Annotated in this window: 6 protein-coding genes; 1 reads left to right on the top strand and 5 read right to left on the bottom strand. The window is 61.0% G+C overall.

Going from position 1 to position 10,396, the window contains the following annotated elements:
- Positions 1 to 149 precede the first annotated feature (149 nt).
- Positions 150 to 2,168 carry an alpha-glucuronidase family glycosyl hydrolase gene (locus ACE4YL_RS09170; RefSeq protein WP_461357833.1) on the bottom strand — a complete coding sequence of 673 codons (2,019 nt, stop codon included), beginning with the start codon at positions 2,166 to 2,168 and terminating at the stop codon, positions 150 to 152.
- An 80-nt stretch (positions 2,169 to 2,248) separates the two neighbouring features.
- Here ACE4YL_RS09170 and ACE4YL_RS09165 point away from each other — a divergent pair, with 80 nt between their 5' ends.
- Positions 2,249 to 4,408 (top strand): glycoside hydrolase family 3 C-terminal domain-containing protein, encoded by a 2,160-nt coding sequence (locus tag ACE4YL_RS09165; RefSeq protein WP_461360175.1) that lies wholly within the window; start codon positions 2,249 to 2,251, stop codon positions 4,406 to 4,408.
- A 41-nt stretch (positions 4,409 to 4,449) separates the two neighbouring features.
- On the opposite strand, the gene ACE4YL_RS09160 is transcribed toward ACE4YL_RS09165, so the two are convergent.
- The 4 genes from ACE4YL_RS09160 to ACE4YL_RS09145 are packed head-to-tail and all read right to left on the bottom strand — an operon-like array spanning position 4,450 to position 10,387.
- Positions 4,450 to 5,316 carry a carbohydrate ABC transporter permease gene (locus ACE4YL_RS09160; protein WP_461357831.1) on the bottom strand — a complete coding sequence of 289 codons (867 nt, stop codon included), beginning with the start codon at positions 5,314 to 5,316 and terminating at the stop codon, positions 4,450 to 4,452.
- Positions 5,317 to 5,332: 16 nt separating this feature from the next.
- Positions 5,333 to 6,223 carry a carbohydrate ABC transporter permease gene (locus ACE4YL_RS09155; protein WP_461357830.1) on the bottom strand — a complete coding sequence of 297 codons (891 nt, stop codon included), beginning with the start codon at positions 6,221 to 6,223 and terminating at the stop codon, positions 5,333 to 5,335.
- A complete protein-coding gene (locus ACE4YL_RS09150) occupies positions 6,220 to 9,246 on the bottom strand; it encodes an extracellular solute-binding protein (protein WP_461357829.1) in 3,027 nt (1,008 codons plus the stop codon). Before ACE4YL_RS09150 ends, ACE4YL_RS09155 begins: the two co-directional genes overlap by 4 nt.
- Before the next feature lie 13 nt (positions 9,247 to 9,259).
- Positions 9,260 to 10,387: an endo-1,4-beta-xylanase gene (locus ACE4YL_RS09145; protein WP_461369560.1), complete on the bottom strand. Its 1,128-nt coding sequence runs from the start codon at positions 10,385 to 10,387 to the stop codon at positions 9,260 to 9,262.
- Positions 10,388 to 10,396 lie beyond the last annotated feature (9 nt).

Below are 10,396 nucleotides of genomic sequence, written 5' to 3'. Positions count from 1 at the left end.
ATAATCTTTGGTGTATAGTTTTGTTTGCATAACTAAATTATACCAGGGTACGGGCTCCTTCGCGAGCCCGTATTCTCGTTATTAGACAAAAAAGGGCCGTGCAGGATGAACTAATCAACGTTCATTCTGCAACAGCCCCTTGTTTTTTTCTAGGGATAGATCCTGCGGCCTTGATCATCGGGGATGTGGGTTAGGCGGTAGAAGTAGGTGTTGATCACATCCCGCCACTCTTTGGCATCCACCAGCTGGCCCTCGAGGCGCTGTAAGACATGGCGGAAGGTAGCCGCATCGATTTTCCCCTCCAGCCCCTTCCACTTCTCGATCATCTCCTCCACCTGCTCCACCCCGCGGAAATGGGTGTCGTAGATATGCTGGATCAAGGTCTTCCCCGATTTGAGCCTGTAGGTGTAGGGGATCCGGTGGAAGAAGAGCAAAAGCTCTTCCGGGCAGGTCTCCGGGGATTCGTAGCGGAGGGCGTTTTCCGGATGGTACTGGCCGGCAAAGCCTGTTCCGCTCTTCACGCTGCGGTCCACCCCGATCGCGCTGCGGTCTGCCCGGTGATAGGTGCCCCACCGGGAAAACTCATAGCCCTCGGGGCTCGGGCCGTAGTGGTGGCCTGGATTGCACATCCAGCCGATCCCCAAGGGTACCGTGTAGTTCTCGTAGATTTCCCAGGAACCAAGGAGCAGCTCGCCTATGGTCTCAACCACCTCAGGCTCCTGGCCGAAGGTGAGCACCGCCCATTCTTCCGTGATCCGCTGGGCAGAAAGCCCCGGGTCCCAGGCCAGCCGCCCGTAGCCGTAGAGGTTGGCCTGGGCCAGGGTGTGGCCTGTCCAGTTGGGGTCGCTGCCCACATTGGACACGCCGGCAAGACCGCTAAAGCGCATGGGAAAAACCGCTCCGGACACGATTTTACCCACAGTGGCCCCGGGGCCCTTGGCGTAAGTATCGAAATCCAGGATTTCTTTCCACTGGGGAACCAGGTAGCAAAGATGCCGCTGCTGGCCCGTGTATTCCTGGGTGATCTGCAGCTCCAGGATCTGGTTGGTGCGCTCCAGCCCGCCAAAGAGGGGTGAAACCGGCTCCCGCACCTGGAAGTCCATGGGGCCGTTTTTGATCTGCAGGATCACATTGTCAGCAAACTGGCCGTCCAGGGGTTTGAAGTGGTCGTAGGCGGCCCTGGCCCGGTCGGTCTGGGTGTCCCGCCAGTCCTGCTGGCAGTTGTAGACAAAGCAGCGCCAGATCACAACTCCCCCAAAGGGCTCCACGGCCCTGGCCAGCATGTTGGCGCCCTCGGCGTGGCTGCGCCCGTAGGTGAAGGGCCCCGGCCTGTTTTCCGAGTCGGCCTTGACCAGAAAGCCGCCCAGGTCGGGGATGGCCCTGTAAACTTCAGCCGTGCGCCTCTGCCACCACTCCTGCACCGCGGGCTCCAGGGGATCGGCGGTATCCAGGCCGAATTCCAGGGGACTGGCGAAGTTGATGCTCAAATAGAGGCGGATACCGTATTCCCGGAAGATGGCGCTGAGGGTCTTGGCCATCTCCAATTTGGCGGCGATGAGCTGCGTTTCTTCTTTGTGCACGTTCACGTTGTTCACCGCAACGCCGTTGATCCCCACGGAGGCCAGCAGCCGGGCATAGTCCCGCACCCGCTCCAGATCGTCCACCAGCTGGTTGTCCCGGAAGAAGATGGACCGGCCGGCATAGCCCCGCTCCACACTGCCGTCCAGGTTATCCCAGTGGTTGATCAGCCGCAGGCCTGTGCGGGGCCCATCCACCAGATCCAGCCCCGGCGCGATCTCCCCGAGCTGCAGGAAGCGCAGAAAGGCAAAGGTGCCGTAGAGCAGCCCCCGCTCCCCAGGGCTGGAGATCACTGCCCGCAGCTGACCCTGCTGTTCCCGCACCTTAAGGCGGAAGCCCTCTGGATTGCCCAAGTTCCCTTGTTCTTCGCGGCGCACCACAACGGACGCTTCCTCCCCTACCAGAAGCTCCGGTGCCTCCCCCAAAAGGCCCTGCAAACCCCGGGTCAGCTCGGAGACTATGGCGCCCCGCAGACTTCCGGCCCCCCAAACGGACACGGTTTTGAACTTCCCTAAGTATTTATTCCCGGGAAGGGGGTCGTAGTTCAACCAGCAGCCGTAGTCCCTTAGGCTTTTGTAATCCTGCCCCATACCTGCCCACTCCTTCTTCAGTATTTCCTAATACCATGTTATAATTGCTTACAAGAACTAAAAGAAAGATGGTGTATAAGATGCTTTTCCAGCGAAGTGACCTGCCCATGGAAGAACGGATCAAAGACCTCATCTCCCGCCTCACCTTGGAGGAAAAGGTCTCCCAGCTGCTCTATGATTCCGCAGCCATCCCCCATCTTGGCATCCCGGAGTACAACTGGTGGAATGAATGCCTGCACGGAGTGGCCCGGGCCGGCACCGCCACCGTCTTCCCCCAGGCCATCGGCATGGCCGCCAGCTTCAACGCCCCGCTCCTGCAGCAGGTGGCGGAGGTGATCGCCACGGAAGCCCGGGCCAAGCACCACGAAGCGGCCCGCCACGGCGATCGGGGCATCTACAAAGGCCTCACCTTCTGGACTCCCAACATCAACATCTTCCGTGACCCCCGCTGGGGCCGGGGCCAGGAAACCTACGGCGAAGATCCCTACCTCACCGCCCAGCTGGGCATCGCCTTCGTCAAGGGCCTGCAGGGAGACCATCCCAAGTACTTAAAGGCGGCTGCCTGTGCCAAGCACTTCGCGGTGCACAGCGGACCGGAGAGCCTGCGCCACAGTTTCGATGCCCGCTGCAGCCAGAAAGACCTCTATGAAACGTACCTGCCCGCCTTCCGGGCCCTGGTGACCGAAGCCAAGGTGGAGTCGGTGATGGGTGCCTACAACCGCACCAACGGCGAGCCCTGCTGCGCCAGCCCCACCCTGCTGCAGAAGATCCTCAGGGAAGACTGGGGCTTCGAGGGCCATGTGGTCTCCGACTGCGGAGCTATCCACGACATCCACGCCCACCACAAGGTGACAGGCAGCCCCGAAGAGTCGGCTGCCCTGGCCGTGAAAAACGGCTGCGACCTCAACTGCGGACGGGTGTACCCGGCTCTGGTGGAAGCGGTGGCCCAGGGACTCATCTCCGAGGAGGAGATCGACCGGGCCCTGGCCAGGCTACTGCGCACCAAGTTCAAGCTGGGCCTGTTTGACCCGGAAGAGGAAGTGCCCTACGCGCAGATCCCCTATGAAGTGGTGGCCTGCGACGAGCACCGCAGCTTGGCCCGGGAGATGGCCCGCCAGTCCATGGTCCTTTTGAAAAACGAAAACAACCTCCTGCCCTTGAGCAAGGAGCTCAAGACGGTGGCCGTGATCGGCCCCAACGCGGACAGCCGCAAGGTGCTCCTGGGCAACTACTTCGGCACTTCCAGCCAGCTGGTGACCGCCCTGGAGGGCATCCGCCGGAAGCTGGAACCGAACTGCCGCGTGCTCTATGCGGAGGGGTGCGATCTTACCACCACCAGACCGGGCTACTGGGGGAACAGCCCCCGGGAAGGCTTTGCCGAAGCGTTGGCTGTGGCCGAAAGGGCCGATGCGGTCATTATGTGCATGGGCGTCTCCCCAGATTTGGAAGGGGAAGAAGGCGCTGCGGCCAACAGCGACGGCGGAGGAGACCGGCTTACCCTGGAGCTTCCCGGCATGCAGAACGAGCTGATCAAGGAAGTGGCTGCCCTGGGCAAACCACTTGTCCTGGTGCTCTTTAGCGGCAGCCCCCTGGCTGTGACCTGGGCCCAGGAAAACGTACCCGCCATTATCCAGGCCTGGTACCCAGGGGAAGAAGGCGGAAACGCCCTCGCGGACATCATCTTTGGGGATTACAACCCCGCGGGACGGCTGCCCATAACCTTTGTCAAATCCCTGGATCAGCTGCCCCCCTTCACCGATTATTCCATGGAGGGGAGAACCTACCGATACCTGAAGGAAGAGCCCCTCTACCCCTTCGGCTACGGCTTAAGCTACACCAGCTTCACCTACAGCAACCTCCAGGCGCCTGCCGAGCTTAACATCGGGGAGGAGCTGGTGGTGCAGGTGGATGTGGAAAACACCGGCGCCCGGGCCGGGGACGAAGTGGTGCAGCTTTACATCAGGCACCGCGACGCCTCCGCGGCAGTGCCCCACCACTCCCTCCAGGGCTTTGCCCGCATCCGGCTTGAACCGGGGGAAAAGCGCACGGTCACCTTCCGGCTCGCCCCCCGGCAGCTGGCTGTCTTCGACGAAGAGGGCCGCTGTCTGGTGGAGCCAGGTGCTGTGGAGCTTTTGGCCGGCGGAAGCCAGCCCGATGCCCGCAGTGAAGAGCTCACCGGGCAAAAACCCCTGCTCGGGCAGGTCCTGCTGGTGGGAGAAACCCTGGAGCTGCCCCGCTGAGGGGAAAGGCTGCGCGCCAGGTGCCTTGCCTGGCGCTTTTTTTATTCCCCCGTGATTCCCGATGTGCCCATGGTCTGGACGATCTTGGCCTGGTTGATCACGAAGACGGTCACGGGCACCGCCATGAGGATCACCGAGACGGCAGCGGCCACGCCGGCGCGGCCTACCCCGCCGCCGATGATCTGGCCCAGGGCGTAGGGCAGGGGTTTCAGCTCCTCCGAATAGATGAACATGGCCCCCTGGTCGCCCCAGAGCTGCTGGAAGTTCAGGATGATCAAGGTGAGCCAGGCCGGCTTGACGATGGGCATGACAATGCGCCAGTGGATATACCACTCGGAAGCCCCGTCAATGCGGGCCGCTTCCAAAAGCGAATCGTGGATCATGTGGGTAATGAAGTTGCGCATGAGGAACACACCCAAGGTGGTGCCCCAGGCGGGAATGACCAAGGCCGCGTAGGTGTTGATCCAGCCCAGGTAGGAGATGATCAAGTATCTGGGGATGACCAGCACAGAACCTGCGAACATCAGGGAAAACAGGATCAGGTTGTTGATCAAACCCCGCCCCTTAAAGTCGTGTTTGGCCAGGGCATAGGCTGCCAGCGAACCTAGGATCACGTTGCCCGCGCTGCCGGCGCCGACGATGAAGAGGGAGTTAAAGAGATAGCGGGTCACCGGCACCCAGGACTGGGCCATGAGCAGGAAGAGATCGCTGAAGTTGCTCAGGGTGGGATGGCGCGGCAGAAACTGCGGCGGAAAGATGAAAAGCTCGTTCAAGGGCTTAAAGGCCTGGCAGATGGTGTAGAACATGGGCAGGGCCATGTAGATGGCACCCAGACCCAAAAAGATCAGGATGACCACATCGCCCCCGGTGGACCGTGCCAATCGACGATGACTGATCCTCAGACGCATTGCGCTTCCCTCCCCGCTAACCTAAGCGGCGCAGCAGCCGCTGCACAAGGCGCTGCACCAGTACCATAGTGATAAAGAGCAGAACCGCCATGGCCGAAGCATAGCCCATCTCGTAGCGCACATAGCCGTAGTCGTTGATGTGCTGCACGATGGTCCAGGTGGCCCAGTCGGTGGGGGCGGTGCCCGTGAGGGCCTGGATCTGGTCGGCCGCGGCAAAGGAGTTGGTGATGCTGATAATGGCGCCAAACATGAGGTGGTGCTTCATCATGGGCAGAGTGATGTACCACAGCTCCTGCCAGCGGTTGCGGATGCCATCGATGGCGCCCGCTTCGTAATAGATGGGGTCAATCCCCTGGAGCCCGGCGATGAAGGTGAGGAAGCTCACGCCCAAGCTCATCCAAAGCACCACCACGATCACGATGGGCATCATCCAGTTGGGGTCCACCAGCCACTGAACGGGCTTGTCGATCAGTCCCCAGTAGAGCAGGACGCCGTTGATGTACCCGTAGGCATCGCCGCTGAAGAGCACCGTCCAGATCATGAAGGCGTTGGCGGATATGCTCGGCGCGTAAAAGAGCAGGGTGAGCACGGCCCGGATTTTGGGCTTGAGCTCGTTGATCAGCCAGGCGAAGACAAAGCACAGGGCATAGCTCAACGGCCCGGTGATGGCGGCAAAGAGCAGGGTGTTTTTCACGGCGATGAGGAAGACATCATCCTCCAAAAACAGGGCCAGGTAATTGGACCAGCCCACCCAGCGGGGCGGCTCGATCATGTTGAAGTAGGTAAAGCTGAGCCCCACGGCCACCAGAATGGGAATGACCACGAAAACGGCGAAAACCGCCAGGAATGGGGCCACAAACAGATAGGAGGTTCTCTTTTCCTTAAGCTCCAGCCAGAGTGCCTTCATTCACGGCCTCCCCCTTCCACAAGCCCGTAGCGCTCCAAGATATCCCGGTACTCCTCGCCCAATCCCGGCGGATCCCAATCCAGCCGCCAAACGTGGGTGTAGTGATCCCAGAACAGTTCTTTCCAGCGGGGATCCAGCTCTTCCAGTTCTGTTTCATAGCCGAACTCCATGCGCTTGCGGGCAATCTCTCGATCGATCTCCCGGGCGTAGTCCAAAACCGACTCCCTGATGGGCGCGTTCTGCAGCACCACTGCCCGGAACAGCCAGTCGAACTGCCTGGTCACGTAATACCCGCCCAAAACGGGGGGCACTCCCTCCACCCAGTCCCACTGGATGTTCAGCTGCTCCCGCTCCTCCACCCGCCAGGGCAGCTCCTGCATGGCTTCCACGTTGGCCGTGGCGTAGCGGGCGCTGGCCCCGATGAGGGCTTCCAGCTCCCGGCCGAAGCGCACCTGGGTTTCCTTGCTCGTCCACCACTTCAAAAACTCCCAGGCTTCCTGCTTGTTCTGGGATTTCTCCAGGATGATGGAGCCCGTGGTACCGCTGGGCATGATCACCGCCCCCAGCTGGTCCGTGCGGATCTGCAGAGCATCCTGGGCCACAGGTACGGCCCGGTTGATGGTTCCGTCGGCCTGCAGAGTACCGGGGATGGGCGCCATGCCCCACTGTCCCCTCAGTTCTGTGGCGAACACAGACAGGGTGTTGAACTCCGCGTAGTTGGCGATGGCCAGGGGCATCTCACCCATGCGGAAGCGGTTGATGAAGTTATACTGCAGGGGCAGACCCGACTGGGTAAAGAGGTTGGTCATCTGGGCAAAGATCTCCACCGCGGCGTGGGCAGTGAGGTTGGTTTGGATCACATCCTCTTTGTACAGACTGATCCCGTTCTGGTACAAAAACTGCACAAAGGTGTACATGCTGGGCCAGATCCCGAACTCCAGGTGGTGGTTCTGCAGCTCCGGCAGGATGCGCATCACGTCATCCCAGGTCTGGGGGACCTCCAGTCCCAGCTCATCTAAGATATCCTTGCGGTAAAAGAGCATGGGGAAGCTCTGCACTTCCGGCAGGGCAAAGACCTGATCCCGGAAGCGGAAGGCCAGGAGGGCGGATTTCTTAAAGCGCTGAGCCACCTCGGGGAAATCGGGGAACTGGCTCAGATCCACCACCGCACCCCGGAAGGCCAGGTCCATGTTGGCCGCGCCAATGGCCACATCGGGCTGGTTTCCGGCGATGGTGGCGGGGACCAGCAGCTGGTCCATGAAGGTGATCAGCTCCAGATCCACATGGATCCCCGTCTGCGGCGTGAAGCTGTCCTCAATCATCTGCTTGAGGATCTGGGCCTGGTCCCGTCCCAGGCCGATCCAGACCCTGATCCGCTTGGCCGGCTCACCGGCGCCTTGGTCAATATCGTGGATCGTGGTGTAGTCCCGGACAAAGGACGAAGCAAAGGCCCTCACTTCGTGGACCAAGACTTCCCAGAAAGTGGGCTTGGCCCTGGGCATTTTCTGCTCTGGGGAAGCCACCACCAAAAAGTCGATCTGTAGGGGCTGGCGCCGGGAGGTCATGATCCAGGTGCCCAGCTGCCCGATGGCATCCCGATACTCCTGGAGCAGATTGGGGATGGCATCGGGTTTGTCGTACATCCGCTCCAGCATGCGGGCAAAATCCAGCAGAGCCGCCCCGTGGCTGAGCTGCCCGGTGATGCGCTCGATCTCCGCCGCCAGGTAGCGCAGATCCTCAGCTCCCCCTTTGATCCGCTCCAGCAGCTGGGGCACCCGCTGCTCCAGCTGGTAACTGCGGATGGGGTCAGGGGTGGGCGAGGTGATCATGATGATGCTGCGGTAGATGCCGTTCAGCTCATACAAAGTCTTCTCAGCGAACTCGATGATGGGGCCCAGCTCGCCGAGGACGGCCTCCAGGCGGATTTCATGCCTGCCCTCGGTTAGGTAAAACAGGAAAGGCTCGCCCTGCTCCTCTTCCCCCAGCTGGACGATCTCGTAGCGGGAGGAGAAACGGAAGGGAATGGCGGCCACTTCCGCGAAGGGCACCTGGCCGTCGATGAGCAGCCTGCGGTTGCTCAGGTCCCCCCGGTTGATATTCTGTTTAGCCTTGATGGCTATTTTGTAATACCCATCCTGGGGGATCTCCACATGCCAGGCGATCCAGTCACCCACTTCCGCCCAGCGGTGGCCCCCCACGGAGTTGAGCCTGGTTTCCGCGTGGTGATAGGGTACCACCGTGGGATCGCCGGGGTCGGCCACGGCAAAGAGGGATGGACTGGAGCGGTAGGTGCTGGCCTCCCCTTCGATCTGGATGAAGATGCCCTCAAGCTCCGGTGCACCTGGCTGCTCGGCCCGCACCTGGGCATAGGGCTTGGGGAGCGGGGCCTGGCAGAGCCTCAAATGTCCGATGATCATGGGCTCGGCCCGGGCAACCAGGCGGATGGTGTTCCAGCCCTCCTGGAAGTAGAAGAAGTAAGGGTGCTGTTCATAGCCCTCGGAATCGCTGAGGAACACCGTCTGCCACATGGGCTTTTCCACCTGTTGGGGACGGATCTCGTTGCCCGCGGCATCAAAGCGGGACGGCCCCGCATCGCCGAAAACGCGGTAGAAGACCAGGTATTCAGCTCCCGTGAAGGGCAGCTCTCCGTTGACGGCAATGCTGCGCTCCATGGCCGTGCTGCGTCCTGGCGCGGGGTAATAGGTGAGTTCGATGTTATACAGCCCCGCCTCTTCCACCCACACATCCCATTCCACCATGCCCTGCTCATCCGTCCAAACCGTCAGGCCCGGATAGCCCCCATGCCGGAACAAGATCTCGGTTTTGCCCGTTGCCCGGGCGAAGGCCACCGCGGGAATCAACACCTCCCGCTGGGGATAAACCGGTTCCTGGATGCCCGCCAGGTACTCCCGGTAGGCGGGCGTTTCCCCAGACGCTGGTTGAGTACAGCAGATGAGGGCAGCCAGAACTAGCAGGCAGCTGAGGCCGAGTATGGAACCTGTTCCAAGGCGCCTGGTGAGCATGCTCGCTTCCTCCTTAGCGATCCTGTGCAGTGCTGTACTTCTCCCGGTTCTCCCTCCACGGGCTGTAAGGATCTACAACTGCCCAGAAACTTGGTTTCGGGTTGCCCTGGCCGTCAAAGAGCAGGGGATAATCGGGGCGGCGCGGCACGGGGAAGTTGTTCTTCCAGCTGTGGCTGTCCTTCACTCCCCACCAGGTTACCCGCTCGATCACATCCGCGTACTCCTTAAAGAGGCGGAAGATATCCCCGTACCTGGCGGCCTGCTGCTCCTGAACGCTTTCGGGCAGGCCTGTGGGGTAGCGGTTAGCCCTGTCATCCCAGGTGTACACGCTGATATCCAGCTCGGTGATGTGGACTTTCACCCCCAGGGACGAATAGAGTTCAATGGCCTCCCGAATGGCTTCGACGCTGGGATGCTGCAGATCCCAGTGGCCCTGCATACCGATGCCGTCCACCCGCAGACCCTTCTCCAGAAGGCCCTTAACCAAAGCGTAAATGGCATCCCGCTTGGGGACATCCGCGGCGTTGTAGTCGTTGTAGTAAAGTTCCGCTTCTGGATCCGCCTCCTGGGCAAAGCGGAACGCGTACTCGATGTAATCATCGCCGATGATGCGGCGCCAGGGGGTATCCCTCAGCTCCCACTTACCGGTGGCCGGGTTGTACTCAACCGCTTCATTGACCACATCCCAGCCTTTGACCCGGCCCTTGAAGTGGCCCACCACCGTCTTGATGTGCTCCTCCATGCGGGCCAGGAGCACCTCGCGGCTCACTTCCCGCCCGTTTTCATCCTTGAACACCCAATCCGGAGTCTGGTTGTGCCAGATCAGGGTATGGCCGATCACTGCCATCCCGTGCTCCTGGGCGTAACGCACCAGGTTGTCGGCCTGGGTGAAGCGGAACTCACCGGGCCTGGGCTGCAGCGCCTCCCATTTCATCATGTTTTCCGCGGTCACTGCGTTGAAATGGTCCAGCAGGGGTTCATCCAGCCAGTAATCGGACCGGGCGGCGAACCCGATGAGAAAATCTCCGGCGTAAATATCTTTCAGCATGGGAACACCTCCAGCTTCTCCCCGCGCGGGGATGTAGAATGATAAAAGCAGCAGCACCACCAAACTCAGATGAGCAGCTTTCCTGGCAAGCACCAACACCAC

Origin of the sequence: Candidatus Darwinibacter acetoxidans, from assembly GCF_041936445.1 — a bacterium.
GTDB lineage: Bacteria > Bacillota > Limnochordia > Darwinibacteriales > Darwinibacteriaceae > DTU010.
This window is presented reverse-complemented; position numbering and strand designations above follow the sequence as displayed.